This is a genomic window from Rhodococcus sp. FW305-130, from assembly GCF_058788335.1.
This window is the reverse complement of the sequence record NZ_JBYTAP010000008.1, coordinates 59,130-85,685: the sequence shown is the minus strand read 5'-3', so window position 1 is coordinate 85,685 and position 26,556 is coordinate 59,130. Positions and strand designations below refer to the sequence as shown.

Here is a 26,556-nt window from a genome sequence, read left to right as displayed (position 1 = left end):
GTCAGGCGCCTTCCTCGTATTCGGAACCGAAATAGACTTCTCGCATCGCGTCGCTGGCCAAGCACTCCTGCGGTGGTCCGTAGAACGCCACTGATCCGAAATTGAGCAGCACGATCTTGGTGGCGAGCGCCGCGATGAGATCGACGTTGTGATCGACCAGGACTACTCCTTTGCCCTGCGCGGCAATCGATCGCACGGCACCGGAGATGGCAGCGATGCCGTCGTGATCCGCGCCGGCAAACGGTTCGTCCAACAGGAGAACATCGGGTTCGGTCGCCATCGCCCGCGCCACCTCGACCAGACGCTGCGCCCCCAAACTGAGATCCCCGCAAGCACTCTCGACGTCGGTGACCGAGTATCGCGCAGCAATCTCCCGGGCCCGCTGTGCTGTCCGGTCCCAGTTCTCGAAAGGTCCTTTGATCGCCCACCACAGCGAGTGCAGAGGTGAGGTGATCTTGTGCCCGTACAGTCCCGGGATGATGTTGTCGACGGCGTCGAGTTCCGCCGCGAGCTGCGGATGTTGAAACGTGCGCGAGAGCCCTTGCCGTGCACGGCGCTCCGACGGCCCGGTCAAGGGAGCACCGGCGAGCGCGACGGTTCCGGAGTCTGCTTGCTGTGTGCCGAAGATGCAGTCCACCAGTGTGGTCTTGCCTGCCCCGTTCGGGCCGACCAGGCCGATCACCTCTCCCGGTCCGACGCTGAACGAGACATCGTCGACAGCGCGGACGCCGCCGTAGGACTTGTGGAGCCCGCTCACTTCGAGTAGCCGAGTCATCGATTGCCACGCTCCTTGTACAGACGGTTCATTCGACCGAGAACGTTCTGACTCCACCCGATCACCCCACCAGGCGCCACGATGAGGATCACCAGGACGGCTCCGGCAAGCAGGAGTTCGCCACTTCCCTGGTAGCCGGGCATGTTCAGCGTCACGATCACCACGATCAATGCACCGAGCGGAGCACCCCACGCCGAGCCGCGACCGCCGATGATCGGCATAAAGATTGCAAGGAAAACAATACTGAGAGTGAAGGTTTCAGGAGTGACAGCTTGCACCGACACGGTGAACAGCGATCCGCCGGTCGACGCGATCGCGGCACCGATCGCCAGCGCCACAACGGTCAGGTGCGCAGGATTGACGCCGGAAGACCGTGCGACATTACGATTGTCGCGGGCAGCTTGCAACATCAGCCCCCACACCGATTTCCGAAGTCGATCGACAGCGACCGCGATCAGACACACGAACAAGATCGCGAACACGACCAATGCATAGCGCGGTGGCTCCCAGCCGAACATCGTCACAGTCTCGACGCCCGAGACCCCGGCCGACCCGCCGGTGAAACTCGGCCCGTCGATCAACCAGTGCTCGAAAGCGATACCGAACAACAAGGTCACAGCGGCAAGGTAGAAGCCGGAGAGTTTCTGCGTTGCCAAGCTGAGGAGTACTGCAACCGCTGCAGCGGCGAGGGCGCCGAGAATCCATCCCCACCACATCGACAACCCGGTCCGAACCGAGATCAGCGCAACGGCATACGCGCCGATCGCCGCATACGCGCTGTACGCCATCGACAGTGATCCCGCGAGCACGAATGGCACGTACATGCCGAGGGCGATCAGCGAATACGTCGCAGCGAGGAACACCAGATCCTGTCGGTACAGACTCGGCCCCATCCACAGCAGCACGGCAGCGACCACGACCACGGTGATCAGCGCTTCCCGTGACACAGCGAGCATCCTCGTCCGGGAACTGCCGGCCGGAGTGGGCGGATTTGACGTCAGCGGACTGGTAGAAAGCGAGGCCATCAGACGCGAACCTTCCTCGAGAGCAAGCCTTCCGGACGGAAAGCGAAGAACACCAGGGCAATCAACAGAATCGCGGTTTGAGCAGCACTCGCACCGAAGTAGTACGGGGCGAATACCTGGACGACGCCCAACACCATTCCGCCGATCAGCGGAGCCCAACTCCGGCCGGTACCACCGATGACGAGTGCGATGAATGCCGTCAGCGTCCATGACAGACCGCTCGTGAACTGAACACCGGCCTTGGGAGCGAACAGAAGTCCGGCGACGGCGGCGATCACACCCGCGAGGGTGAACGCGATGAGGCGTACCCGATCCACCGGCAAGCCCAGGACGCGGGCGGCATCCGGACTGTCGCCGACGGCGCGAAGCAGACGGCCCGAGGTGGACCGGTTCAGCCACAGTCCGATACCGACGAAGATCACTGCAGTTCCGACGACGAGTACAACGGTCGAACTGTCGACGGTGGCACCGAGCACCGATATCGGATCGAAGTCGAAGATCTTCTGCCCGGGAAGTGGTGTGCGGCCGAAGACAGTGCCGGCGAGCTGCTGGATCCCGAACAGTACTGCGGTCACAGCCACCAACGCCGGTAGTTCCCCACGACCCGATCGCTTCTGAACCTGTTTGACCACAAGCTTTTCCGTCAGGATCGACAGCGCCACCGCTACCGCGATCCCTAGCGGCATGGCAATCCAGAGAGCGAGCCCGTAATTGATCGCGACCCAACTCGACGCCAAGGCCGCAGCCATCGCATACGGACCCATCGCAAAATTGAAGAAATCGGCGCCGACCACCACGAGATACATTCCGAGGGCTATCAGTGAAAAGAATGCACCGATCTCGATGGCAGCGAGCCACAGTTGTGCGTCTGTCATGTCAAGGCTCCTCGGTTATCCACACGGGGGTTGGTAGGAATCCCACGGATGGGCCGGCTTGTTGTCCTCACCGAATTCGACGAGCACCAGTCCGCAGAGGCTGTCCGGAGCCAGGTGATCCTGCGAGGAGAACGACAGTGTCAATCCGTCCTGGCCGAAGCTGGCGGGAAGTGCCGAAACCTGTTGAAGAGCATCACGAACGGCCGTCCGATCTCGGTGGTCGCCGGCAATCTCGATGGCCTCGGCCAACATCATGACGGCGTCGTACGCCTGAGCGTCGTAGGCAGTCAGTTGATAATCAGGCCCCTTCACCGCCTGCACCTTGCTACGCAGTTCGGCGGTTCTCGGGTTGTTCTCACTGAGCGAGCCCATGTACACCATGCCGCTCAACGCCTTCGGGTCTGCCAAAGCCCAAGATGCGGGCTGGTTTCCGATGGAAGCGAGTGAGAAGCGTTGCGTCTGCGGGGTGATCTTCGACAAGGTGTTGTGCGCGAGGATTTCGAAGTGCCCGCCGATACTGGCGACCAGAATCGCGTCCGGTTCGGTTTCCGCGAGACGTGAGACCTGTGCGGTGATGTCCGCGGCATCCACCGGCGCCTTTTCGACGCCCGTCACTCTCGCGCACTTCTCGAGCGCCGGCCGCAGGGTCTTGATGATTCCGTCGATGGACGCACTCGCGTCACCGAGAATTCCCAGGGACTTGTACCCCATCTTCTCGAAAGCCCCGCAGTACACCTGGGCGTACTGCTTCAACGAGTTCGGAATCATGAACGAGAAGTCGTTGTCGGGCGCCGAGGCAAAGGCGTCGCTGAGAACGACCGGAGCTATCGCGGGAATCTTCGACTGCTGGAGAATCGACTTGGCCTGCAGCACCGACCCGCTGCCGGTGGCGAGGATGACCGCACTTGATCCGTGATCGACCAACTTCCGAATGATCGACGGGGTCTTGGTGGGACTGCTCTCGTCATTCTCGACAACCAATTCGACCTGCTTGCCGTTGATTCCGCCGGCCTGGTTGATCAGGTCGACAGTCATACGCACGGTCTTGCCGGCGATCGTGCTGTACGACGCACCGGGCCCGGTGGAGTCCTCGTCCAAACCGATGACGATGGTGTCTTCGGGAATGACACCGGCAGATGCGCACGCGCTCGCCCCGAGGACCACTGCCGCGCAGACGGCAATCGCCTTTCCGAGTCTCACATCAATCTCCCGTCCAAACTCTGCTTGGTAAATCAAACAAGCGCTTGATCTACGAGTGTGGACAGAAGTATGCACTGGGTCACACCGATAGTCAAAATTCGAACTACACGCGCAGGAACTGCGGTGTTACGGCTTCTGCAGCTGCCGGATCGAGGAGCTGAGTTCGCGAATGACGGACTTCAATTCGTCGACGTCCGAACGGAGTTCGGCCATTTGGGAGTCAGAGCGGAGTTCGGCAAATTCGGAGGCAGGAGATACGGTCTGCGCTTCCTTCTTCGTCGTGCGCTGCGCAATGCGTGCCACCGGCTCGCCGTCGACGGAACGTGCGGCGAAGCCGTCCAGGAAAACCGAAATCAGATTGCGCTGCAGATCATCCGCCAACTCGGAAAGCTGCGGGCGATACTGCGCGACGGTGGACCAGACGGATTCACGCAGGAGACGGTGAAACTGTTCGGGATCGATGTCTTCCCGAAACTCCGCGTCGGCAATTCCGCGAGCGATAGCCGATCGCCAGTAGCTGTGTGCCTTCTGAACCAGGATGGTGATGGGCGCGTCCGCCGGTTGCGACGAAAGTATGGCTTCTCCCTGATAGACCTCCGTCGCATACGGGTGATCCACCGCCGAGGCAAAAGACACCGAGACCATCGTTGCCAGGCGATCTCGGGCCGAACCTCCCGGCTCGATCGAGTCTTCGTACCTGACGTTGAGGTCTTCGAGAAACCGGACGACGATCTCGTTGGCTATCGCATCCTTGGAGTCGAAGTAGTGATAGAGGCTGCCGGAGAGAATCCCGACTTCGTCGGCGATGTCGCGTACCGTCGTCGCGGCGATTCCCCGCTCACTGAACAGCTTGGCCGCATGAGCGAGTATTTCGTCCCGTCGGGTCGAGCGCACGAGAAGATCCTTCCGACGTTCCGATCGTCAAGCGAGTGCTTGATCAATTTCTCGTCGATGCTAACACCGCACCCTCGCTGACCTGCGGTGTGAGGTCCTGGACATCCAATCGAAACACCGGACACACACTTGTCACCGACAGTCATTCCACCGCAACAACTTCCACCTACTCTGTGCACTCGACGAATACAGCGTTGTATACGCACTCCGGATACAGATCTGTCAGAGCCATTGTCTGCCAGAGCCATCGACACGAAAGGCCCGTACATGCGAACCTTCTCGAAGCGCACCCTTGCCGCGCCGGCCGCTCTCGCCGCGCTGGGCTTGGTTCTCACCGGCTGCGGAAGCAAGGCGACAGACACCGCATCGGGAGATTCGACGGCTACGTCGTGCGTCGACACCTCGGGGGACACGATCAAGGTCGGTTCTCTGAATTCACTCTCGGGCACCATGGCCATCAGTGAAGTGACGGTCCGCGACTCCATCTCGTTGGCGGTGCAGGAGATCAACGATTCCGGCGGTGTGCTGGGCAAGAAGATCCAGATCGTGGCAGAGGACGGCGCGTCGGAGCCGACAGTGTTCGCCGAGAAGGCCGAGAAACTGATCAGCAGCGATTGCGTCGCAGCAGTTTTCGGTGGCTGGACTTCCTCGAGCCGCAAGGCCATGCTGCCGGTGTTCGAGGACAACAACTCCTTGCTCTACTACCCGGTCCAGTACGAGGGACTGGAAGATTCGAAGAACATCTTCTACACGGGTGCAACGACCAACCAGCAGATCATCCCGGCTCTGGATTACCTGAAGGAGAAGGGCGTCAAGTCGCTGTATCTGGTCGGCAGCGACTACGTGTTCCCGCAGACCGCCAACCGCATCATCAAGGCCTACGCGGCAGCGAACGGCATCGAGATCAAGGGCGAGGATTACACGCCATTGGGCTCGACCGACTTCTCCACCATCGTGAACAAGGTCCGCACAGCCGACGCCGATGCCGTGTTCAACACACTCAACGGTGATTCCAACGTCGCGTTCTTCCGTGAATACTCGAATGTCGGCCTGAAGCCCGCCGACATGCCCGTCGTCTCCGTCTCCATTGCCGAGGAAGAGGTCGGCGGTATCGGAGTCCAGAACGTCGAAGGCCAGCTGACGGCGTGGAACTACTACCAGACCATCGACTCACCCGAGAACAAGAAGTTCGTCGAGGCGTACAAGGCGAAGTTCGGCCAGGACAAGCCCACGTCCGATCCGATGGAAGCGGCATACACCTCCGTCTACCTCTGGAAGAACACCGTCGAGAAGGCCAACTCGTTTGCGGTCAAGGATATTCAGGACAACGCCGACGGTGTGACCTTCCAGGCACCCGAAGGACTCGTCACCATCGACGGCGACAACCACCACATCACCAAGACTGCCCGAATCGGCGAAATCCGTTCCGACGGACTGATCTACACGGTCTGGGATTCGGGACAGCCGATCGAGCCGGATCCGTACCTGAAGAACTACCCCTGGGCCGAGGGACTCGGCAGCTGATCGACGAAAGGCGGAATTGACGGAATCGACGAGTAGAGAGGTGGAGCGTCTGTCATGGATGTTGTGATCGGACAGTTGTTCACGGGTTTGAGTATCGGATCGATTCTCCTGTTGGCTGCGTTGGGATTGTCTCTCACGTTCGGGCAGATGGGTGTCATCAACATGGCACACGGCGAGTTCATCATGGCCGGCTCGTACACCGCATACGTAGTGCAGCAGGTGATCTCGAATGCAACGGGATCGTTGATCATTTCTCTGCTGGTCGGTTTTGTCGTCGGCGGACTGATGGGTGTCGTGCTCGAAGTGGTCCTGGTATCGCGGATGTACCACCGACCCCTCGACACCCTGTTGGTGACATTCGGCGTCGGATTGATTCTTCAGCAGTTGGCGCGCGACATCTTCGGCGCGCCGGCAGTCAATGTTTCGGCGCCGAGCTGGCTTTCGGGCGGGGTCGATATTTTCGGCGCCGTGGTACCGAAAACCCGCATCTTCATTCTGGTGTTGGCGATCGCAGCGGTGATCGCGCTTTCGGTCGCGCTGAAGCAGTCGTCGATGGGTAGACGCATCCGGGCCGTCGTGCAAAATCGCGATCTGGCCGAGACGAGCGGAATCTCCTCTCGTCGTACGGACATCACGACCTTCTTCCTCGGTTCCGGACTCGCCGGCGTCGCGGGTGTCGCGTTGACGCTCATCGGTTCCACCAGCCCGACCATCGGCCAGTCCTATCTGATCGACGCCTTCCTGGTTGTTGTCGTCGGCGGTCTCGGTCAGATGAAGGGAGCCGTGATCGCAGCCTTCGCCCTCGGCATCTTGAACTCGTTCATCGAGTACTCGACGACAGCGTCGATCGCGAAGGTGATCGTGTTCGTCATCATCGTCGTCTTCCTTCAAGTTCGGCCGCAGGGCCTGTTCGCAGTCAAGACGAGGAGCCTCGTATGAGCATCCTGAACAATTCCCGAATTCGGGTGTGGGGCGGTTTTGCACTTGCCGCGATCGTGCTGTTCGCCATCGCTCCGGCTGTGCTCTCGGACTTCAGGCTGTCACTGTTGGCCAAATTCCTGTGCTTCGCCATAGTCGCTGTCGGCATCGGCTTGGCTTGGGGCAGAGGCGGAATGCTCACGCTCGGCCAGGGCGTCTTCTTCGGAATCGGCGCGTACGTGATGGCGATGCACCTCAAGATCGCCGATGCCGAACTCAAGGGCGACGCGGTCCCGGACTTCATGTCCATCGCCGGCAAAACAGAACTTCCGGGATACTGGCAACCGTTCGCCTCGCCATTCGTGGCGATCTTCGCCATCCTTTTCCTGCCTGGCGCTGTTGCCTTTCTCCTCGGACTCGGTGTGTTCAAGCGGAGAGTCAAGGGCGCATACTTCGCGATCCTCTCGCAAGCACTCGCCGCGGCTTTCGCGATCCTCTTGATCGGCCAGCAGTCGATCGGTGGCAGCAACGGCCTCAACCGCTTTCGCACGTTCTTCGGTTTCAACCTCAACGATCCGGCGAACAAGCAGATGTTGTTCTTCATCGCCGCCGGAGTTCTTCTCGCATCGGTCGCTCTGATTCGCCAGCTGATGAACTCCCGATACGGCGAACTCCTCGTCGCCGTCCGCGATCAAGAGGAGCGCGTACGTTTCCTCGGATACGATCCGGCGAACATCAAACTGGTCGCCTACGTGACCGCGGCGTTCCTCGCCGGTATCGCCGGTGCGCTTTTCGTTCCGATCGTGGGCATCATCTCCCCCGCCGACGTCGGGATCGTTCCGTCAATCGCCTTCCTCATCGGGGTCGCGATCGGTGGCCGCGCAACGCTTCTGGGTCCGGTACTCGGTGCGATCGGCGTCGCTTGGGCGCAGTCGACATTCTCGGAGAAACTCCCTTCGGGATGGATCTACGCACAAGGGTTGATGTTCATCGTCGTGGTCGGGTTCTTCCCGGCAGGTGTGGCCGGATTGTTCGCCCTGATGCGCCACCGCAAGAAGCGTGAGACCCCGGCCGACCCGCCGGTCAAGGTCTCCCAACCCGAACCAGTGGAGGTGTCGTCATGACCAACACAACCGCCACCAGCGAACCCACACCGGCACTGGGCGGCAACGCCGGAATGTCGTCCGAGTACCTCGAAGTACGGAACCTTTCGGTCAGCTTCGACGGTTTCAAGGCCGTCGACGGCGTCGACTTGACCCTCATGCAGGGCGACCTCAGGTTTCTCATCGGCCCGAACGGGGCTGGAAAGACAACGCTGGTCGACGCCATCACCGGACTCGTTCCCGCGACGGGTTCGATCACGAAGTCCGGCGAGCAACTGCTCGGCAAGAAGGTTCACAAGATCGCCCGCCTCGGCGTCGGGCGAACCTTCCAGACGGCAAGCGTCTTCGAAGAACTCTCGGTGCTGCAGAATCTCGACATCGCGGCGGGAGCCGGTCGATCGGCGTGGAACCTGCTCCGAAGGCGCAAAGGTGTGCTCCCCGAGATCGAGGAGGCTCTGGAGACAACCGGCTTGGAGCACCTCAGAGACACTCCCGCGGGCATTCTGGCGCACGGGCAGAAACAGTGGCTCGAAATCGGAATGTTGTTGGTGCAGAACTGTTCCGTGCTACTACTCGACGAGCCCGTCGCTGGGATGAGCCTGGAGGAGCGCGAGGAGACCGGAAACCTTCTGCGTCGCATCGGCGGTGCACGAACCGTCGTCGTGGTCGAGCACGACATGGACTTCATGCGATCGTTCGCCACGTCCGTCACAGTGCTCGCCGCTGGGAAAGTACTCGCCGAAGGAACTGTGGCGGAGGTTCAAGCCGACCCCAAGGTGCAAGAGGTCTATCTCGGCACAGCCGCTGCCGGAACCGATCTCGGCGCCGACACCGAACCGACCCCGGAGGACTGAATCATGCTCGAGCTCGTCGACATCCGCGCCGGCTACGGACGCACCGAAGTAATCCACGGCGTATCCTTACTGGTTCCCAGTGACGGGGTTGCGGCAGTCATGGGTCACAACGGTGCGGGTAAAACCACCTTGCTGCGCGCCGCCGTCGGTCTGATCAAACCTACGCGGGGAAAGGTACTTCTGAACGGTGAGGACATCACCGGACTACGGCCGAGCGCCCGCGTCGCTCGCGGACTTGCCTACGTACCGCAGGGTCAGCAGTCGTTCGGACAACTGACAACTGCCGAGAATCTTCGGGTGGTCGCCGACGGGCGCAAACGCGGAAAGGCACTCATCGCAGAGGCATTGGATCTGTTTCCCGCGCTCACCACACTCCTCGACCGTCGCGCGGGACTTCTCTCCGGCGGGCAGCGCCAACAACTTGCCATCGCCCGCGCTTTGATCACCGAGCCCAAGATCCTCATCCTCGACGAACCAACCGAGGGCATTCAGCCCAACGTGGTCGCCGAAATCGAAAGAACCGTCATGGAACTCACCGAGCGCGGCGATCTCGGTGTCCTCCTCGTCGAGCAGCACATCGGTTTCGCGCTCCAATCTGCTCAGCATTACAGCATTCTCGCGGCCGGACACGTGACCTCGACCGGTGAGGGCGGCACCACGTCCACCGAGGCGGTTCGTCGAGCGATGGCAATCTGACATGAGTGTGCGGCCGCCGCTGCGCGAACAGGTTTACCGGTCGATCCGAAACGATCTGATGTCCGGTCAGATCGCGCCCTCGGAACGACTGGGCGAGGAACGCCTGGCCCATCTCTACGGTGTCTCGCGAACACCGGTGCGCGAAGCGCTCGCAAAGTTGGAATCCGACGGGCTGGTCGAGCGCGACGAACACGGACTCTTTCCGTACCGACCGCACCTCGACGAGTTGGGTGGCCTCTACGAGCTGCGCATACTCCTCGAGGTGCACGGGCTTCGTCGGGTACTCGACGGTGAGGCCCCCGCTCATGATCGAGACGCGCTCGGTTCCGAGCTCGACAAGTGGTACGCATTTCTCAAACAGATGCCGGTACCGGACGCCGGTTTCGTGACGCTCGACGAGGAGTTCCACATCGCGCTCCTCGCCTCGTCCGGAAACCACGCGTTGGTCGACGCCTTGCAGGCCGTCAACTCGAAGCTGCGCCCCGTGCGGATGTTCGACTACCTGACTCCCGACCGTATGAAGGCCACCGTGGAGGAACATATCTCCGTCGTCGAACTGGTGCTGGACGGCAAGATTCCGCAAGCCCACGAGGCGCTGGTATCGCACATCGACATCTCTCGTGCGGTTGTCCTCGACCGTGCTCGTCAGGCCCTCTCGTTCGCCGCCATGGCCAATGCCGTGCGTAACTGATCAGCTTCGTGTCGCTGACTTCAGGGTGACGACTTCGGTGACGTGGTCTCTCGTCAGGGGGATCCTGAGGTACTCCCCCGGTACGGTTGGCTTCGGGCCGAGTTCAGAACCGGGGACCGTACCCGTTGTGCCGTCCGAGCATTCGACTGAAACTTCGCTCGTGTAGTCCGCATCAGGCGCAACGTCGCAGGTGAGTCCGTCATCCGTGGTGAAGGCGGAGATACTCGAACCGACGGGCCCCTGGATTACTGTCCCGATTGGGTCCGCCGGAGCCGGTGTACTCGTGGTTGGTGTAGCCGTCGTTGTCGGCGTTGCTGTCGATGTCGGCGTTGCTGTCGATGTCGGCGTTGCTGTCGATGTCGGGGTTGCTGTCGATGTCGGCACAGACGCGGTGGTCGTCATCCCTGCAGTGTTCTCAGCTGCTGTGGTCTCAGCTGCTGTGGTCTCAGCTGCTGTGGTCTCAGCTGCCGTGGTCGAAGAAGTCGTCGATGACGGGGGTTCGCTCACCGAAGTAGGCGTCGGGCTGACCGCACGCGCAGCAAATCCGGTTGCGAGGCTCAGCGGCGTGACCGGGTATGTCGCGGTGCCAATTCCGCATTGAGCCGTTACAAGATTGAACGTCACGTTTGTGGTGCCCAGTATCTGCGCCCCCAGAATCGCAAAAGCTGCCATCGAAAGACTCACGCTCAGCGTCGATTGCGCCGTTGTTGCCGTGGACGTTCGCGTGCTCACGAGCTTGATGTTCGTGTATTGAATCGTCGCCAAGCCAGCGGCGTTCACAGTGGCGTCCGCCCCTGTCACCGTCACCGATCCGTTCTCGGCAGGCTGTGGAATCGTGAGGACGCGAGATCCCACCGTCACCTGATTCGTGGGGCTACTCGCCGATACCGATGCCCTGTTCGAGGTATCGCACGCAGCCCCTGCCGTAATCGGCGATGCCACAGTGACTATCGGCGCACTTACCAGATCAATCCCCAGTAGAGACAGCAAGTTCACTGTCACGGTCATCGAGGTGAGTGTCGACGTCGCATCGGTATCCGAAACAATTGCCGACTGGCAGCGGCCGCTCGCAGGCTGCCCGACCGAGTAGGCAGCGCACGACGAGATCGATCCGGTCCGGGACAACGAGTTGACACCCAGCAGCTTTGCAACCACCAGATTGGTTGTGTCCAGGTCTTTTCCAATCGTGTTCTGTTGTGAGACACCTTCGAACATCGAACTGCCGAAAAGATCTATCACGATTCCGCCACTGGACAACCCGAGCCCGCCGGCGCCTCTGCCGTACCCACTCGTCGTCCATGAACCGGTGGAAATCGGACCGGTCACGTATTCGGAGTCTGTCCACGCCGCTTCGGTCTCTCCGAACAGTGGGTGAGACGAGAAACCAGAGCCCAGAACAACCGCAACTGCCAATACGATGACTGAGAACAGGTGGCGACGCTTCATTGCCTCCCGCCGTCCGGCGGTAGAAGAACCTGAATGGGTTCGGTTTTCGGGTCGGCCGAGTCGGCATCATCGTCGCCATCGGTATTGCGCGGCCAGAATACCGCGACCACCAAAGCGGCCATGGTCAGCGTGATCGCCCCCAGCACAAGAGGATTCGAGAAGTAGACGATCACCCGCGCCAATCCCGGAACGTGCCAGAGCACCTTTCGGACCGTGGTGACCTCGTATACCGCGGGATCAGCCGAAGCGTTGGCATCACCCTTGAGATCGAGAATCGTGATGCCGTTGTCCTGGGTACGAGCGGAGACGACCCGGTGGGTCACCGGCAGTTCGGACACTCCCCGATCGACGGTGACGACGTCGCCCACCTCGACGGAATCCGCCGGTACTTCACGCACTACGGCGAGCGAACCCGTCGGAATGGTCGGCGACATCGAACCCGTCTTGAACATGATCAGTGTGATGTCGAAGGCGAAGGCACAGATCACCAAAGCGATACAAACAACCCCACCGGCAGCGAGAACTTGAAGGATGCAGTCCCCGATGATCGTCAGGGCCGAACGCTTCTTCGTCCGGGCATGTGTTGTCCGGGCACGTATTGGCATTGCAGCTCCTTCAGGGTGTTGCACTGAACTGCCAAGTGGGAGTTGCCGTTTTGCCGGTCAGCGCCGAGTTGCTCCAATTGGCCGAGGTTCCGGGCAGCGAAATCTCGAAGCACAGCGCCACCGCGGCGCCCGGGGACGCTCCACCGGCGGGTAGCGCGATGGCCCCGACTGCGGAACCAGTTGAGAGCGACGGAAACACCGTCGCACTTCCCACCACGAATTGTGGTGTTCCCGTGGAGAAGGCTGACGCATCACAGGTCGTCGACTTGACCACCCGATACCGAAGCGCCGACGCCAGAGTGGAGTCGCCGGCAACCGTGGCCGCCTGCAGAGTGACGGATGCTGCCGGCGAGACCGGCACTGTTCGAAGAGATATCGGGCCGTACGAGAACGCACCGGGGCGAATCAGGAGCGCCGAGGGTGTGTACGTGAAAATGCCAGGGGCACTGGATGCATGCGACGACCATCCACCGCCGACGTTCGACTCGATTCCGAAGGTTCCGGTGCGAAACGATGCATCGCCCATCGTGCTGTCCACCCAACTGGCAGCCACGGTGGTTGCACCGATACCCAGGACGAGTCCCGAGGCCGCCAGTGCGTACACCTGACGCATTCGCCGTGTGACCACGCAGGCGTCAGGGGGTGGACTGGCCGGTGAACTGCCAGAGCAAGCGCCCGGTGTCCTTGCCCGACACGATCGAGGGGTCGACTCCGGCGGGCAGCGTGACCGCGAAGCACAGTTCGACCGGCACACCCGTGCCTAGCAAGGCGACATCCGAACCCGAACCTGCCGTCAAGGCCACCGGACTAGCTGTCGTGCCCACCCATGCTGTGCCTGCTCCAATTCCCGCCGCCGTGCAGGCCGTGGAGGAGACACCTCGATACACCGAGTACCGCAGGGCGGGTTTGAGATCGGCATCACCGCCCGTCGCACCGAGTAGTTGTACCGTCGCGCCGAAAGTGCTGGCCGTGGGACCGATCCGTAGCGCTACCGGCGCATATACCGTCGTTCCGGGTGCGAGTGTGTTGAATCCCGTGCTGAATTGGAAGTGGCCGGCGGAAGCGTCGACTTGATACTCACCCCAGGTCGTCAGTCCGTCGAAACTGCCCTGGAGATTCCAACTTCCCGTCTTGAACTGCGCGTCGCCGAAAACATTGTCTGTCCACGCTGCCAAGGTGACAGCGGCGCCGATACCGAGGACAAGTCCTCCGGCTAGTAATGCACGTACTTTGCGCTTGTTTACAGCCTTCCGATCAGTGGCCATGCTGGTCTCGATTCACTTGGAATGCGAAAGAACCTCCGATTCGGGAAATCTAGCCCCCACTTTCACCCGAAATATCCGAAATGACCGAAATTGAGACAAAGACTTGACGCCTTCTCCTCCTCGCCGCCATCCGTGGGCGTTGACCAGGGGGAAATAGGAAAGCCGGCCAGATGGTTGCACCTTCCAACGACGCTTGCGTTCTATTCGCTGAGAAAGGCTCCACCTCCATGGCCGTACCACTTTCCATCCTCGACCTCGCCCACATCGGGGACGACGAAACCGCCAAAGACAGCTTCGACGCCAGCGTGACCTTGGCGCAGCGTGCCGAGGAGTGGGGCTACAAGCGAATCTGGTACGCCGAGCACCACAACATGGGTTCCATCGCGTCTTCGGCAACCAGCGTTCTGATCAGCCACGTCGCCGCGAACACCAGCAAAATCCGCCTCGGCGCCGGTGGAATCATGCTGCCCAACCACGCACCGCTGACGATCGCCGAGCAGTTCGGCACCCTCGAGACTTTGCACCCCGGTCGAATCGATCTCGGTCTCGGCCGCGCGCCCGGTAGTGATCAGAAGACGATGCAGGCTTTGCGACGCGACCCGAGTTCTTCGGACAGCTTCCCGCAGGACGTACTCGAGCTTCAGGGCTACCTCGGCGACACCTCGCGCGTCCCCGGAATCAATGCCGTTCCCGGTAAGGGCACTCACGTTCCGCTCTACATTCTCGGATCGTCACTGTTCGGCGCCAAGCTCGCCGCGATGCTCGGCCTGCCGTATGCATTTGCCTCGCACTTCGCCCCCAACGCCCTGCGCGACGCCGTCGCAATCTACCGACGCGAGTTCAAGCCGTCGGAGCAGTTGGCGGAGCCGTACGTCATCGCCGGCGTCAACGTCATCGCCGCCGACACCCACGAGCAGGCTCAGCAGGACTTCCTCGCAGCCAAGCGTTCGCGCGTCAGTCTTCTTCTCGGGCGTGGACGCAAATTCACGGACGACGAAGCGGACATGCTGCTCGACTCCCCCGCCGGTCAGCAGGTTCTGCAAATGACCAAGTACAGCGCCATCGGCACGCCCGCCGAGGTGCGTGCGTACCTCGACGAGTTCACCGAGCATGCGCAGGCTGACGAGCTGATCACGGTGTCGACCGGCACCAACCGCGAGGCATGGTTGCGCACGTTCGAACTCCTCGCCGACGTGAGCGATCTGGTGCCCGCCTAAGCTGCCGGTATGGGCGATCCATCCCGTCGCGGGTTCATCTCGGTACTGGCCGTACTACTTTCGACGGGTTGGGCCGCCAACCACTTTGCTTCGCTCATCCCGGTTCTCCGGGTGGACGAGGGCCTTTCGCATACCGTGCTCGACGGTGTTTTCGGTATCTACGCGCTCGGACTCCTACCCGGCCTGTTGACCGGTGGAGCAGTGTCGGACCGCGTCGGCCGAGCTGTAGTCGTCCTTCCCGGAGCACTCATAGCCTCGCTCGGAACCTTGATTCTTCTTCTCTGGCACGACGCGCCCGGGCTCATGGTCGGGCGCCTCGTAGTCGGTATCGGTGCCGGTCTGGCAATCGGCGCCGGTACCGCGTGGGCAGCTGACCTTCGCGGTAAGTCCGGAACCGTGATGGCGGGCGTAGTACTCACCTCGGGTTTTGCACTGGGACCACTGTTTTCGGGTCTGTTGGCACAATTTGCCGCCTTCCCACTCGCTACGCCCTTTGTCGTCTCGACCGTCTTGTCGGTGGGTTCGGTTGCCGCGGCAGCTGTGTGGAGTCGTACTCCTGCTCCCACCAAAGCTGCGATGTTCACACAGATTCCCGACCGCGCAGAGCGGTCGGGAACCGGTGTGAAGGCCGCACTGCTCTGGGCACTTCCGTTGGCGCCATGGGTGTTCGCCAGCGCAACAGTGTCTTTCGTGACCATGACGGCCAGGCTCGGGGACCGCTACTCAGGTCCTCTCCTTCCGGGTTTCGCGGCGGCGCTGACTCTGGGTGCTGGAATCCTGGTTCAAACCGCTGCGCGCCATCGCAATTGGGGTCCTCAGGCCGGCACGACAGGCGCCGCACTGGCGGCACTCGGATACTGCCTGGTCGCAGTCGGCGGCGCGCACCCCGCGCTCGGGTTGTTCATCGTCTGCGCGCTCGTCCTCGGTACGGCCTACGGACTGTGTCTGCGTGAGGGACTGCTCGACCTCGAGTCGCTGGCTCCCCCGGCCTCGCGGGGCGCTTTGACCGGGATCTTCTACGTCGGCACCTATCTCGGATTCGGACTGCCGGTGCTACTGGTTGTCATCGAACCCACGATGGGTCCGTCACTGCCGTTGGTGATCCTCGCCGCTGTTGCCGCCATCGTTGCCGTGGTCCGATTCCGTCGATTGCGGTCGACCCAGGCTTCCACGTCACATCCGCGTCTCGAAGCCGCATCGGTCTGAACACCCGTTCGGACGGAGTTGGCGGTACTTGCAGTCGCAGCTACCCGGCGGTGTTAGCGTCGGAGCACCAGAAGGTAACTGCGTAGGGACACAGCACATGGGTAAGAGCGAGGCGGGCAAGGCCGAATCGGGCAAGAGCAGTGCCGACGATCTGAGGGGTCGGCGCATCCTGATCACCGGTGCTGCCCGTAATATCGGTTCTTCGCTGGCCAGACGCCTGTACGACCGTGGTGCGTCCGTGGGACTGCTCGGCCTCGAGCCGGAACTTCTCGAGCAGGTCGCCACTTCCTGCGGCCGCGCACCCTGGCAGTTGTGCGATGTCGCCGACCCCGAGCAGGTATCTCGCGGCGTCGACTACATCGCCGAGAAGCTGGGAGGCATCGACGTCGTCGTGGCCAATGCCGGCGTCGAGGCGAATTCGTCGATCCTCGGCGGAGACGTCGAAGACATGCGTCGCGCAGTCGAAGTCAACCTCATGGGCACGTACTACACCCTGCGCGCAGCGGGGCCCCACATCAGTCACGAAGATGGTTACGCCCTGGTGGTCGCCTCGGCCCACGGCGCGGCGAAGCACCCATTTCGCGGACCGTTCGGTGCTTCGCGCGCCGGTGTCGAAGCGTTGGGTGACGCGTTGCGCCTGGAAATGAAACACCTTGGTACCAAGGTGGGCGTCGCGTATATCGGAGACATCGACACCGATACCACCGCACTCTCTTTCGACGGCGCTCGCGGAACCCTCGCCAGCGCCGGCACCACGACCGTCGCTGACGCCGTCGACGCGTTCGAGCGCGGTATCGTCGGCCGGAAGTCACGCGTACACGCGCCCCGCCGCAGCGCTGCGGTTCGCCACATCGCGCAACGAGCTATCGACCTCCGTCCCTCTCACATCCGTGGAGTCGCATGAACCCCCGCATCCCGCCCGGCCGATTCAAAGATCTCGGTCCGATCAACTGGGGAATCTGGCGTGTCCTGTCGAAGGCTGCCGGAGCACCCGATGCGCATCTGTTCAGCACCTTGGGGCGCACGGGCGGGCTCTTCCGCGGTTGGCTGCACTACTCCGGCTCACTCATGCCCGGCGGCAAGATCTCTCGCCACGACACCGAACTGATCATCCTGCGGGTCGCGCACCTGCGGGACTGCGGTTACGAGATGGATCACCACATCAGGCTCGGCCGCAAAGCCGGAATCGACGCAGAAGAACTGGCCCGAATCATCGAGGGCCCTGGCGCTTCCGAGTTGAGTCCGCGTCACCGTGCGATCTTGACTGCGGTCGACGAGTTGGTCACCACCAAGGACATCACCGACAACACGTGGGGAACGCTCTCGCAGCATCTCGACGATCGTCGGTTGATCGAATTCACCTTGCTGGTCACTCAGTACGACGGCCTGGCCACCACGATCGGAACCTTGCGGGTTCAGCGCGACTTCTCCTGAAGTTCCGCGGCGACCGTAACTCAGCTCTTACCCGAAGACATCTGGACGAAACACCTGATCAATAGCGTATACAGGTATGTCGACAGGGATGAATACGGCGCCGGAGCCACTGCGTGAGGTGGTCTACCGGGAACTACGCACCGAACTGGTCAACGGGACTATCGGGTTCGATCAGCGCCTGACGGAACCGAAACTCTCCACGCGTTTCGGCATTTCTCGCACACCGGTACGGGAAGCGTTGACGATGCTGTGCGCCGATGGACTCCTGCGCCGGGAAGAGTACGGGTTCTCCGCCGTGCGCCCGAGCATCCCGCGGATCCGAGATCTGTACGAACTCCGAATCACTCTGGAACTACAAGGAATTACCCGGGCGATCGCAGATCCGACGATCCGGCACGACCGAACAATCCTCGACGACGAGTTGGTGCGGTGGCGTGCCCTGGCTCTCGATCCGCCGGCTCAGGAACCGGGGTTCGTCGAACTGGACGAGGAATTCCACGTCGCCGTACTGAGGGCGTCGGGAAACAATGAACTGGTCGCGTCGCTGCTGTCGGTGAATTCCCGTATCCGGCACGTTCGGATGTACGACTTCATGGTCAACGGCCGCATCGACACCTCGATCGCGGAGCACATTCGAATCCTCGAAGAACTACGTGCCGGCAATCTGCCCGAAGCCCGCACGCTTTTGCACCAGCACATCGGCGAGTCTCTCGACGTCGTCCTCGACCGGGTGACCCGCGCGATCACCGCGCTCTCACTCGCCAACATCACGGACTGATCGGAGCAGTACACACCATGACCATCGCAGCAGAAGTTTTCACCCCGACAGCCCGGGTCGAGCAGGCATTCCAGCGGATCGAGGAAGTAGATCGCCCCGAAGTCTGGATCACGTTGCGCCGCAAGGAAGATGTGCTTGCCGATGCCGCCTCGGTGGAGGCCAGACTCGCCGCAGGCGAGCACCTTCCCCTGGCTGGGCGCCTGGTCGCCGTCAAGGACAACGTCGACGTCGCCGGTCTGCCGACCACAGCGGCGTGCCCCGAATTCGCGTATGCGCCGGATGAAACTGCCAGTGCCGTTGCACGGTTGATCGAGCACGGAGCTGTTGTTCTGGGGAAGACCAATCTGGACCAGTTCGCCACCGGACTGGTCGGAACGCGTAGTCCGTACGGAGCCGTTCGCTGCGCCTGGAACGAAGAGTTGATCTCGGGCGGTAGTAGCTCCGGATCCGCCGTCGCTGTCGCGCTGGGGATTGCAGACATCGGAATCGGCACCGACACCGCCGGTTCCGGCCGGGTACCGGCAGCGTTCCACGGGATCTACGGACTGAAGCTTTCGCTCGGTGTCATTCCCGTCCACGGAGTAGTGCCCGCCTGCATCGACTACGACGCTCTGACGGTGTTCGCCGGCGACCTCGAATCGGCAACCGCGGCAGCGGCAATCATGGTCGGCCACGAACCTCGAGATCCCCGCAGCCGCGTCTGGCCTTCCGACGTTCGTCTCGCGGCGGCGCCGAATCCCCGCGTCGCGGTCCCCCGAATCGAGGATCTCGCTCAACTTAGCCCGTCGTATCTGGCAGCATTTCAGGACACTGTGACAGCTCTGGTAGCCGGCGGCGCCGAGACCGAGACCGTCGACATCTCCGGGCTGCTCGACGCGGCCCGATTGCTCTACGACGGCGCCGTGGTGGCGCAGCGGTACGCCGCTGCCGGCGAGTTCCTCGAAACCCGCCCTGCCGGAGCAGATCCCGCGGTGTCCGACATCGTGCTCGGCGCGAAGCACCCCACCGGATACCAGCTAGTCGACGATCTCGACGCTCTCATCCAGGCCAAGGCTGCCGCCCGGGAACTCCTCGCCGGGTTCGACGCCCTACTGCTTCCCACCACCACCGAACATCCGACCATCGCTGCCGTGACCGAGGATCCATTCGGAATCAACCGCCGGATGGGAACTTTCACCAACTTCTGCAACCTGCTCGACATGGCGGCCGTCGCGGCGCCCGGACACCGCACTGCCGAAGATCACCCGTTCGGCGTCATGTTCGTCGTACCCGCTTTCGACGACCAGATCGCCATCGACCTCGCTGCGCGACTCGGTGGTGTGCCTTCACCCGCCCTCGTGAATACCGGAATCGACCTCGCAGTATTCGGCGCTCACCTGCGCGGGCAACCGCTCAACACACAGTTGGTCGACCTCGGCGCGCGGTACGTCGAAACCGTCACGACCTCGGATGCCTACCGGCTCTTCGCTCTCGACACGACGCCCCCGAAGCCCGGCCTGGTACGCCGTGGACCCGGACTCGGGGCACCAGTCGTCGGCGAGATCTTCCGGATCTCACCGGCTGGCCTGGGAACGTTCCTCGCCGCCTTGCCCGCGCCGATGGCGCTCACCAGCGTCGAGTTATCGGACGGCAGAACGACAGTCGGTTTCAGCTGCACTCATGACGCCGTAAACGGCGCAGCTGACATCACCGGCTACGGCGGTTGGGCCGCGTACCTCTCTCGCTGACAGTCAGGGCTTGCAGATTCGAGTGACGGCCTCGCGCACCACTTCACGGCGGCGCGCGATCTCGTCGGCGTCGACGTTCTGGTTGTCGGCCACACCGGGGGCCACTACCCAACCGAACACGAGGCCGAACAGCATCGTGATCAGGTCCTGGGGATCCCAGTGCTTCGAGATGAGGCCGTCTTCTTGAGCCTTGCGGATCGTGGCCATTCGCGGAACCCAGCTGGAATGTTCCTCGGCCAGCTTCTTCATCCGTGGTGCCTCACCCTGCAATTGACCCCAGATCATCATCCGTTGAATCTGTGGTTTGGCGAGCATTGCGTCGAACAGTTCGACGGCATGCGCGGGCATGTCTTCACCGGTGAACTCGACAGACTCCATCGCCTGCTCGAAGTCGACGTCGAGCACCGCGTGGAACAACGCGACCTTGTCACCGAAATAGGCGTAGAGGCGCTCCTTACTGGCGTTTCCGTTCTTCGCAATCCGATCGATGCGCGCACCGGCAAGCCCGTAGGTACCGAATTCTTCTTGCGCAGCGTCGAGGATTCGCTGTTTCGTCGCGGTCACGTCAGTGGGAGCCATAGTGATGATGGTAACCGAACGAACTATTTCGTTTGACTCACCTGAGAAGGCTGGAATACCTTTTTCCAATGACCACCACGTCCCACGTCGACGGCGGCACTCTGCCACCGATCCCGGCTGTCTCCGAGAATCCGAATCATCAACGTCGCTGGCTGGTGCTCTGCATCGTCGCGTTCGCTCAACTCATGGTGGTGCTCGACGGCACCATCGTCTCCATCGCCCTACCGGCAGCCCAGGAGGAACTGGGCATCAGCGACCTTGACCGCGCGTGGGTGGTCACGTCGTACGCCTTGGCGTTCGGTGCGCTGCTGCTCCTCGGCGGACGTATCGCCGACTACTGGGGCCGAAAGCGATCCTTCATCGTCGGCATGGCGGGCTTCGCGGTTGCCTCCGGCATCGGCGGCATCGCGCAGAGCGGTATCGAACTGTTCATCGCTCGCGCCGGCCAGGGCGTCTTCGCAGCATTGCTCGCGCCCGCTGCGCTGTCGATGCTCACCACCACCTTCATCGGAGAGAAGGAGCGCGCCAAGGCTTTTGCCGTCTACGGCGCGATCTCCGGCGGTGGCGCTGCCATCGGCCTGCTCCTCGGTGGAGTGCTGACGCAGTACGTCGACTGGCGTTGGTGCCTGCTCGTCAACATCCCGATCGCGCTGATCGCCATCGCTGCAGCCGTCCCGATTGTCAAGGAAACCAAAGCGCACGGCGACACGAGCTACGACCTTCCCGGCGCTGTCCTCATCGCCCTGGGGCTCGGCTCACTGGTATACGGATTCACACGCGCCGAGCACGGCTGGGGTCAGGCGGACACTTTGCTGTTCATCGCACTGGGTCTGGTCTTCCTCGCGATCTTCGTGGTCGTCGAGAGCCGCAGCAAGAATCCGCTTCTACCGCTGAGCGTTCCGTGGCATCGTGATCGCGGCGCTGCTCTGATCGGCTCCATGCTGGTGGGCGCCGCCCTGCTCGGCGGCACGTTGTACCTGACGTTCTACCTGCAGATCGTGCTCGGATTCAGCCCGGTCATGGCCGGCGTCGGATCGCTGCCGATGGCATTCTTCATCGTCTTGGCGTCGACCATCGCAGCGCAGTTGTCCACCAAGATCGGCCCCAAGCCGCTCATGGTCGCCGGCCCGCTGGTGGCCGCAGTAGGACTGCTCATGCTGACCCAGATCGAGGTACACAGCTCCTACTGGACGCACGTGTTCCCCGGCCTCGCGATCTTCGGCTTCGGACTGGGCCTGCTGATGGTGCCGATGCAGAACCTCGCACTGATCGGTGTTCCCGACCACGACGCCGGCGCTGCCAGTGCCCTGGTCAACGCCACCCTGCAGATCGGCGGCGCACTCGGAACCGCACTGTTCACCACGATCTACGCTTCGGCCAAGTCGGCCTTCACCGCCGACAACGCGGCGCCGATCCCGCCGGAAGGCATTCCTGTCGACATGTCGAATGCGACCATCCCGACCGGGGACCAATTGGCGCTACTCCCCCAGCCGGTGCAGGACTTCGTCGCCTCGATGACGGACTACTTCTTCGGCGCCGAGGTATCCGGATACTCAGCCGCATTCGGTTGGGCGGCAATCTTGTTGGCGATCATCGCACCGGTAGTGCTGGTTCTGGTCCGCGCCAAGAAGGGTGATCTGCCCGCCGAGGGTGCAGTCCACATGGGGTAGCCCCCTGTGCGCCTTTATTAACCGCCCGCGGTTAATAAAGGCGCACAGCAGGTCAGGCCTTCCTCAACACCTCAGCCACCGGAGCGCTGCTGCGGCCGATCAACTTCTGCAGGTCACCAGACTCAGTGTCCAACGCCCCCTTGGCAATTGCAGCATCGGAATCCGCGAGAATCTCTGCGACCGGGGCAGGCAGGCCGACGCTCTCGAGAATCCCCTTGTATGCGTCCTCGCTCACGAACTGGTACGCGACGGGCTTGCCGGCAAATTCGCTGATCTTCTCGGCCAATTCGGCGTAGGTGAGCCTCTCGTCACCGCCCAACTCGTACACTGCACCTTCATGACCATCGGTGGTCGCGACTACTGCTGCGGCGTCGGCGTAATCCGCACGCGCCGCAGCCGCGATCTTGCCTTCCGCTCCCGCACCGACCAGTGCGCCGCGTTCGATCACACCGGCCAGGTCGTTGGTGAAGTTCTCCCAGTACCAACCGTTGCGCAACAGCGCGAACGGAATACCGCTCCGAGTGAGCACGTCCTCGGTCGCCTTGTGCTCGGCAGCAAGCTTCATCGGCGTGTCCTGAGCATTCAAGATGCTCGTGTAGGCGATGAATCCGACGCCGGCAGCCTTCGCCGCGTCGATGATGTTGGTGTGTTGCGCGAGCCGTGACCCCACTTCACTTCCCGAGATCAGCACCAGCTTGTCGACGCCCGCCAATGCGGTTTCCAACGCCGAGGCATCCGCATAGTCCGCTTGACGTACAACTACTCCGCGGGCGGCGAGGCTTTCCGCCTTCTGTGGATTGCGGACGACTGCGACGATGTCGGACGCGGCGGTTCCCCGCTCGATCAACGACTCGACTACCAGTTGTCCGAGGTTTCCGGTTGCGCCGGTGACTGCAATGCTCATGCGAACTCCCGATCCAGGTTGAAGCGTAAATGCGTTCTGCAACCATCATGCACTTATTTTTCGTAAGTGCAACACGTCGAGTTAGCGCTATGGGATCGTGCAGTAGTAGCCTGGGTTCATGACCAGCACCGACTCACCTTCACGTGCTGCCCAGACTCCTGATCCGAATGCCGACGTCGTGGACCCAACGCTCGAGGCTGACGTCTTCGCTCGCGGGTGCAACTCTCGGGCGGCATTGCAGAATGCAACCGGACGCTGGGGCGCACTCGCGCTTGCGGCATTGAACGAGGGCCCGTACCGGTTCAGTGCCCTGCGCCGACGCGTCGACGGAGTCAGCGAGCGCATGCTCTCGCAGACCCTGCAAACACTCGAGCGGGATGGCCTCGTGCACCGTGAGGTACTCGAAACCATCCCGCCCAAAGTGGAATACAGCCTGACCGAACTCGGCGCCGACGTCGCCGCAAAGATCACGGCCCTGATCGAACTACTCGAGTCGCAGGTTCCGAAAATCGTTGCGTCACAAGCGTCGTACGACGCTCGGAATCAGCTCAACTTGTCCGAAAGCTGAGCGATGAACTCGTCGAATGCGTAGGGAACGCTCAGCACCGTCGGAGCGGACGTAGCCATCGCGTAGTCCATTCCGACCAGACGAACCAGACGGCCGTTCGACACCGAGGTCATGTTCGCGAACGGACCGAAGGACATCAGCTTGTCCAGGTTGGTGCCGTCGGCGTCGACGAGAATGAAGACGTCGGCGTCGAGTGTGTCGATGGATTCCATGCCCACGGACACCGAACTGTCGCCGGAAGTGCACACTGCGTCGACACCGGGCGAGGTCTTCACCCCGAGCTGGCCGAGAAGACGGATCCGCGGGTCGGTGCCGCAGAAGACGATCAGGCCCTCGTCGGTGCGCATTGCATACGTTGCGGTTTTGCCCTGGAACTGTGGGTGATCAGCGGCCTGCTTCTCGAAGTACGCCCCGGTCTCGTCGATCAGCGTCTGAGCCTGCTCCGGCTGTCCGAGCGCTGCACCGATCATGCTCATCTGCTTGTCCCACGCCGTATCCCACGGCTGGTCGGGGAACGCGACGGTCGGCGCGATGTCACTGAGACGCTTGTACTCGCCCTCGTCGATGCCGGAGTAGACGGCGAGGATCACGTCGGGATCGAGCCCGAGGATCTGCTCGAACGGGATATCGGGATTGGTCGTCATGAGAACGGGCTTGGCACCGTTCAGACGCGAAGCGTCCCAGGGCAGGATGTTGTTCTCGATGCCGTCGCCGGAGAAGCTCTCCATGGCGACCGGAACCTTGTTCAGCGCGATCACCGCATCCTGGCCACTCCATCCGATGGTCACGATGCGCATAGGCTCCGCGTCGATCGTCGTCGAACCGTAGGCGTGGTCGACGGTCACGGGGAACGCCCCCGCCTCGGCGGCACCCGAAGCTTCGGTGTCCGATCCGGAGTCACCTGAGGTTCCACAGGCGGAGAGCGTCAGCGCGACGCAAGCCGCGAGCAGTACGGAACGAGTTTTCATGAGTGGTCCTTCGAAAGCCGGATGGTCGACTCGGGACGCTAATGCGTTGCGCGCCTACACCCCGACTCGAAGGCCTCAGATGGCGGTTTCGCAACACAACTCGACACAAAAGACGAAAAACCCCGTGTGCCTTTCCGGTAGTGCGAACTACCGAAAAGGCGCACGGGGCCGAAGGCCCTGCCGTCAGAAGTTGATCATGTGGCCGGCGAGGCCGTGGATCGCTTCCTGCAGTGCCTCACTGAGTGTGGGGTGGGTGTGGACGTTGCGTGCCAACTCGTTGACCGTGAGGTCCCACTTCTGAGCCAAGGTCAGCTCAGGCAGCAGTTCCGAAACGTCCGGTCCGATGAGGTGCCCGCCGAGCAGTTCGCCGTACTTCTTGTCGGCGATCAGCTTGACGAAACCGGTCGGGTCACCGAGACCGTGTGCCTTGCCGTTGGCAGCGAACGGGAAGTTCGCGACCTTGACGTCGTAGCCCTCGGCCTTGGCCTGCTCCTCGGTCAAACCGAACGAGGCGACCTGCGGCTGGCAGAACGTCGCACGCGGCATCATCCGGTAGTCACCGAGTGTCTGCGTCTCCGCGCCGCCGATGGTCTCGGCAGCGACGACAGCCTGAGCTTCTGCGACGTGCGCGAGCTGCAGCTTGGCGGTGACGTCACCGATGGCGAAGATGTGCGGGACGTTGGTGCGCATGTAGTCGTCGATCGCGATGGCGCCGCGATCGGTCAACGCGACACCGGTGTTCTCGAGACCGAAGCCCTCCACACGCGGTGCGAAGCCGACGGACTGCAGAACCTTGTCGACGACCACGGTCTCGATCTCGCCGGACTTGTTGTCCTTGATCGAGACGGTGACCTTGCTGCCGTCGTCGCTGATGGACTGCACAGCGGCACCGGTCTTGATGGTGACGCCGAGCTTCTTGTACTGCTTGGCGATTTCCTTCGAGACGTCGGCGTCCTCGTTGGGCAGTGCCCGATCGAGGAACTCGACGATCGTGACGTCGACGCCGTAGTTCTTGAGGACGTAACCGAACTCCATGCCGATCGCGCCGGCACCGACGATCAGGATCGAACCCGGAAGGTCACGGGTGAGGATCTGCTCTTCGTAGGTCACGACGTTCTCGCTCAGCGAGGTGCCGGGCAGCAGCTTGGTGTACGAACCCGTCGCGATGATCGCGTTGTCGAACGTGATCGTCTCGGTGCCACCCTTGCTCAGCTCCACGCTGATGGTGTTGGCGTCGACGAACGTGCCCTTGCCGTCGTACTCCGGGATCTTGTTCTTCTTCATCAAGAAGTGAATGCCCTTGACTCGCCCGTCCGCGACCTTGCGGCTGCGATCGAAAGCGGAGCCGAAATCGAAGGACACGTCTCCGGACATGCCGAACGTCTTCGCTTCTTTCGTGAAGATGTGCGCGAGTTCGGCGTTACGGAGAAGCGCCTTGGACGGAATGCAGCCGACATTCAGGCATACACCGCCCCAGTACTTCTGCTCGATGATGGCGGTGCTCAGGCCCAGTTGTGCCGCGCGGATAGCAGCGACGTACCCACCGGGGCCGGCTCCGAGGACAACGACGTCATAGTGTGAGGTCACGATTCACCAGGGTAGTCCTGCATCGTTTCGCTGTCCCCAGATGGTCG

At 62.1% G+C, this 26,556-nt stretch carries 28 protein-coding genes; 16 read left to right on the top strand and 12 right to left on the bottom strand.

Features of this window, described 5'->3' with window-relative positions:
- Window position 1: 1 nt before the first annotated feature.
- The 5 genes from AC3WQS_RS23960 to AC3WQS_RS23940 form a co-directional block, all read right to left on the bottom strand.
- A complete protein-coding gene (locus AC3WQS_RS23960; RefSeq protein WP_029254813.1) occupies window positions 2-775 on the bottom strand; it encodes an ABC transporter ATP-binding protein in 774 nt (257 codons plus the stop codon).
- The gene (locus AC3WQS_RS23955) at window positions 772-1,800 is read right to left on the bottom strand and encodes a branched-chain amino acid ABC transporter permease (RefSeq protein WP_019744442.1); all 1,029 of its coding nucleotides are present in this window, start codon (window positions 1,798-1,800) and stop codon (window positions 772-774) included. The genes AC3WQS_RS23960 and AC3WQS_RS23955 overlap by 4 nt, the downstream gene beginning before the upstream one ends.
- Complete coding sequence (locus tag AC3WQS_RS23950) at window positions 1,800-2,675, bottom strand: branched-chain amino acid ABC transporter permease (RefSeq protein WP_019744443.1); 876 nt, start codon at window positions 2,673-2,675, stop codon at window positions 1,800-1,802. The genes AC3WQS_RS23955 and AC3WQS_RS23950 overlap by 1 nt, the downstream gene beginning before the upstream one ends.
- A 15-nt stretch (window positions 2,676-2,690) precedes the next feature.
- Complete coding sequence (locus AC3WQS_RS23945) at window positions 2,691-3,875, bottom strand: ABC transporter substrate-binding protein (protein WP_492712826.1); 1,185 nt, start codon at window positions 3,873-3,875, stop codon at window positions 2,691-2,693.
- A 126-nt stretch (window positions 3,876-4,001) separates the two neighbouring features.
- Window positions 4,002-4,769: a TetR/AcrR family transcriptional regulator gene (locus tag AC3WQS_RS23940; protein WP_021343386.1), complete on the bottom strand. Its 768-nt coding sequence runs from the start codon at window positions 4,767-4,769 to the stop codon at window positions 4,002-4,004.
- Between the two features lie 267 nt (window positions 4,770-5,036).
- On the opposite strand from AC3WQS_RS23940, the gene urtA reads away from it, so the two are divergent.
- The 8 genes from urtA (at window position 5,037) to AC3WQS_RS23900 (ending at window position 11,645) form a co-directional block, all read left to right on the top strand.
- Window positions 5,037-6,293, top strand: a complete 1,257-nt coding sequence (gene urtA, locus AC3WQS_RS23935; protein WP_019744446.1) for an urea ABC transporter substrate-binding protein — start codon at window positions 5,037-5,039, stop codon at window positions 6,291-6,293.
- Between the two features lie 54 nt (window positions 6,294-6,347).
- On the top strand, window positions 6,348-7,232 hold the full coding sequence (gene urtB, locus AC3WQS_RS23930; RefSeq protein WP_003941514.1) for an urea ABC transporter permease subunit UrtB: 885 nt from the start codon (window positions 6,348-6,350) through the stop codon (window positions 7,230-7,232).
- Window positions 7,229-8,335, top strand: a complete 1,107-nt coding sequence (urtC, locus tag AC3WQS_RS23925; RefSeq protein WP_020906728.1) for an urea ABC transporter permease subunit UrtC — start codon at window positions 7,229-7,231, stop codon at window positions 8,333-8,335. Before urtB ends, urtC begins: the two co-directional genes overlap by 4 nt.
- Window positions 8,332-9,168, top strand: a complete 837-nt coding sequence (urtD, locus tag AC3WQS_RS23920) for an urea ABC transporter ATP-binding protein UrtD (RefSeq protein ID WP_019744448.1) — start codon at window positions 8,332-8,334, stop codon at window positions 9,166-9,168. Before urtC ends, urtD begins: the two co-directional genes overlap by 4 nt.
- Before the next feature lie 3 nt (window positions 9,169-9,171).
- Window positions 9,172-9,864, top strand: a complete 693-nt coding sequence (gene urtE / locus AC3WQS_RS23915) for an urea ABC transporter ATP-binding subunit UrtE (RefSeq protein WP_003941544.1) — start codon at window positions 9,172-9,174, stop codon at window positions 9,862-9,864.
- 1 nt (window position 9,865) lies between these two features.
- The gene (locus AC3WQS_RS23910; protein WP_020968890.1) at window positions 9,866-10,555 is read left to right on the top strand and encodes a GntR family transcriptional regulator; all 690 of its coding nucleotides are present in this window, start codon (window positions 9,866-9,868) and stop codon (window positions 10,553-10,555) included.
- Window positions 10,556-10,745: 190 nt separating this feature from the next.
- Complete coding sequence (locus tag AC3WQS_RS23905) at window positions 10,746-11,156, top strand: hypothetical protein (protein WP_155404258.1); 411 nt, start codon at window positions 10,746-10,748, stop codon at window positions 11,154-11,156.
- A gap of 267 nt (window positions 11,157-11,423) precedes the next feature.
- Window positions 11,424-11,645, top strand: coding sequence for a hypothetical protein (locus AC3WQS_RS23900; RefSeq protein WP_125461331.1), 222 nt, complete (start codon window positions 11,424-11,426; stop codon window positions 11,643-11,645).
- 352 nt (window positions 11,646-11,997) lie between these two features.
- On the opposite strand, the gene AC3WQS_RS23895 is transcribed toward AC3WQS_RS23900, so the two are convergent.
- From AC3WQS_RS23895 to AC3WQS_RS23885, 3 genes are read right to left on the bottom strand one after another with little or no spacing between them, the layout of a single operon-like run.
- Window positions 11,998-12,606, bottom strand: coding sequence for a signal peptidase I (locus tag AC3WQS_RS23895; RefSeq protein WP_020968888.1), 609 nt, complete (start codon window positions 12,604-12,606; stop codon window positions 11,998-12,000).
- A gap of 10 nt (window positions 12,607-12,616) precedes the next feature.
- Window positions 12,617-13,234: a hypothetical protein gene (locus AC3WQS_RS23890; protein WP_230544111.1), complete on the bottom strand. Its 618-nt coding sequence runs from the start codon at window positions 13,232-13,234 to the stop codon at window positions 12,617-12,619.
- 7 nt (window positions 13,235-13,241) lie between these two features.
- Window positions 13,242-13,871 carry a SipW-dependent-type signal peptide-containing protein gene (locus tag AC3WQS_RS23885; protein ID WP_019744453.1) on the bottom strand — a complete coding sequence of 210 codons (630 nt, stop codon included), beginning with the start codon at window positions 13,869-13,871 and terminating at the stop codon, window positions 13,242-13,244.
- 227 nt (window positions 13,872-14,098) lie between these two features.
- Between AC3WQS_RS23885 and AC3WQS_RS23880 the strand changes: the two genes are divergently transcribed.
- From AC3WQS_RS23880 to atzF, 6 genes are all read left to right on the top strand, one after another.
- The gene (locus tag AC3WQS_RS23880; protein WP_020906723.1) at window positions 14,099-15,088 is read left to right on the top strand and encodes an LLM class flavin-dependent oxidoreductase; all 990 of its coding nucleotides are present in this window, start codon (window positions 14,099-14,101) and stop codon (window positions 15,086-15,088) included.
- Between the two features lie 9 nt (window positions 15,089-15,097).
- The gene (locus tag AC3WQS_RS23875) at window positions 15,098-16,294 is read left to right on the top strand and encodes an MFS transporter (protein ID WP_492712825.1); all 1,197 of its coding nucleotides are present in this window, start codon (window positions 15,098-15,100) and stop codon (window positions 16,292-16,294) included.
- A 97-nt stretch (window positions 16,295-16,391) separates the two neighbouring features.
- Window positions 16,392-17,198 carry an SDR family NAD(P)-dependent oxidoreductase gene (locus AC3WQS_RS23870; RefSeq protein WP_046378183.1) on the top strand — a complete coding sequence of 269 codons (807 nt, stop codon included), beginning with the start codon at window positions 16,392-16,394 and terminating at the stop codon, window positions 17,196-17,198.
- Entirely contained in the window at window positions 17,195-17,728 is a 534-nt protein-coding gene (locus AC3WQS_RS23865) for a carboxymuconolactone decarboxylase family protein (protein ID WP_019744457.1), read from the top strand. The genes AC3WQS_RS23870 and AC3WQS_RS23865 overlap by 4 nt, the downstream gene beginning before the upstream one ends.
- Before the next feature lie 76 nt (window positions 17,729-17,804).
- Complete coding sequence (locus AC3WQS_RS23860; RefSeq protein WP_019744458.1) at window positions 17,805-18,506, top strand: GntR family transcriptional regulator; 702 nt, start codon at window positions 17,805-17,807, stop codon at window positions 18,504-18,506.
- Between the two features lie 17 nt (window positions 18,507-18,523).
- Window positions 18,524-20,233 carry an allophanate hydrolase gene (gene atzF / locus AC3WQS_RS23855; RefSeq protein WP_492712824.1) on the top strand — a complete coding sequence of 570 codons (1,710 nt, stop codon included), beginning with the start codon at window positions 18,524-18,526 and terminating at the stop codon, window positions 20,231-20,233.
- Window positions 20,234-20,236: 3 nt separating this feature from the next.
- On the opposite strand, the gene AC3WQS_RS23850 is transcribed toward atzF, so the two are convergent.
- Window positions 20,237-20,812, bottom strand: a complete 576-nt coding sequence (locus AC3WQS_RS23850; RefSeq protein WP_019744460.1) for a TetR family transcriptional regulator — start codon at window positions 20,810-20,812, stop codon at window positions 20,237-20,239.
- Window positions 20,813-20,880: 68 nt separating this feature from the next.
- Between AC3WQS_RS23850 and AC3WQS_RS23845 the strand changes: the two genes are divergently transcribed.
- A complete protein-coding gene (locus tag AC3WQS_RS23845) occupies window positions 20,881-22,482 on the top strand; it encodes an MFS transporter (RefSeq protein ID WP_003941517.1) in 1,602 nt (533 codons plus the stop codon).
- 52 nt (window positions 22,483-22,534) lie between these two features.
- Here the strand turns inward: AC3WQS_RS23845 and AC3WQS_RS23840 are convergent, their stop codons facing one another.
- Window positions 22,535-23,386 (bottom strand): SDR family oxidoreductase, encoded by an 852-nt coding sequence (locus AC3WQS_RS23840; protein WP_021343373.1) that lies wholly within the window; start codon window positions 23,384-23,386, stop codon window positions 22,535-22,537.
- Window positions 23,387-23,504: 118 nt separating this feature from the next.
- Here AC3WQS_RS23840 and AC3WQS_RS23835 point away from each other — a divergent pair, with 118 nt between their 5' ends.
- Window positions 23,505-23,954 carry a winged helix-turn-helix transcriptional regulator gene (locus AC3WQS_RS23835; protein ID WP_007735410.1) on the top strand — a complete coding sequence of 150 codons (450 nt, stop codon included), beginning with the start codon at window positions 23,505-23,507 and terminating at the stop codon, window positions 23,952-23,954.
- Here the strand turns inward: AC3WQS_RS23835 and AC3WQS_RS23830 are convergent.
- Together AC3WQS_RS23830 and lpdA are read right to left on the bottom strand one after the other, a co-directional pair.
- Window positions 23,930-24,922 carry an iron-siderophore ABC transporter substrate-binding protein gene (locus AC3WQS_RS23830; protein ID WP_019744462.1) on the bottom strand — a complete coding sequence of 331 codons (993 nt, stop codon included), beginning with the start codon at window positions 24,920-24,922 and terminating at the stop codon, window positions 23,930-23,932. The genes AC3WQS_RS23835 and AC3WQS_RS23830 overlap by 25 nt on opposite strands.
- A gap of 183 nt (window positions 24,923-25,105) precedes the next feature.
- Window positions 25,106-26,509 (bottom strand): dihydrolipoyl dehydrogenase, encoded by a 1,404-nt coding sequence (gene lpdA, locus AC3WQS_RS23825; protein ID WP_003941477.1) that lies wholly within the window; start codon window positions 26,507-26,509, stop codon window positions 25,106-25,108.
- Window positions 26,510-26,556: the final 47 nt, after the last annotated feature.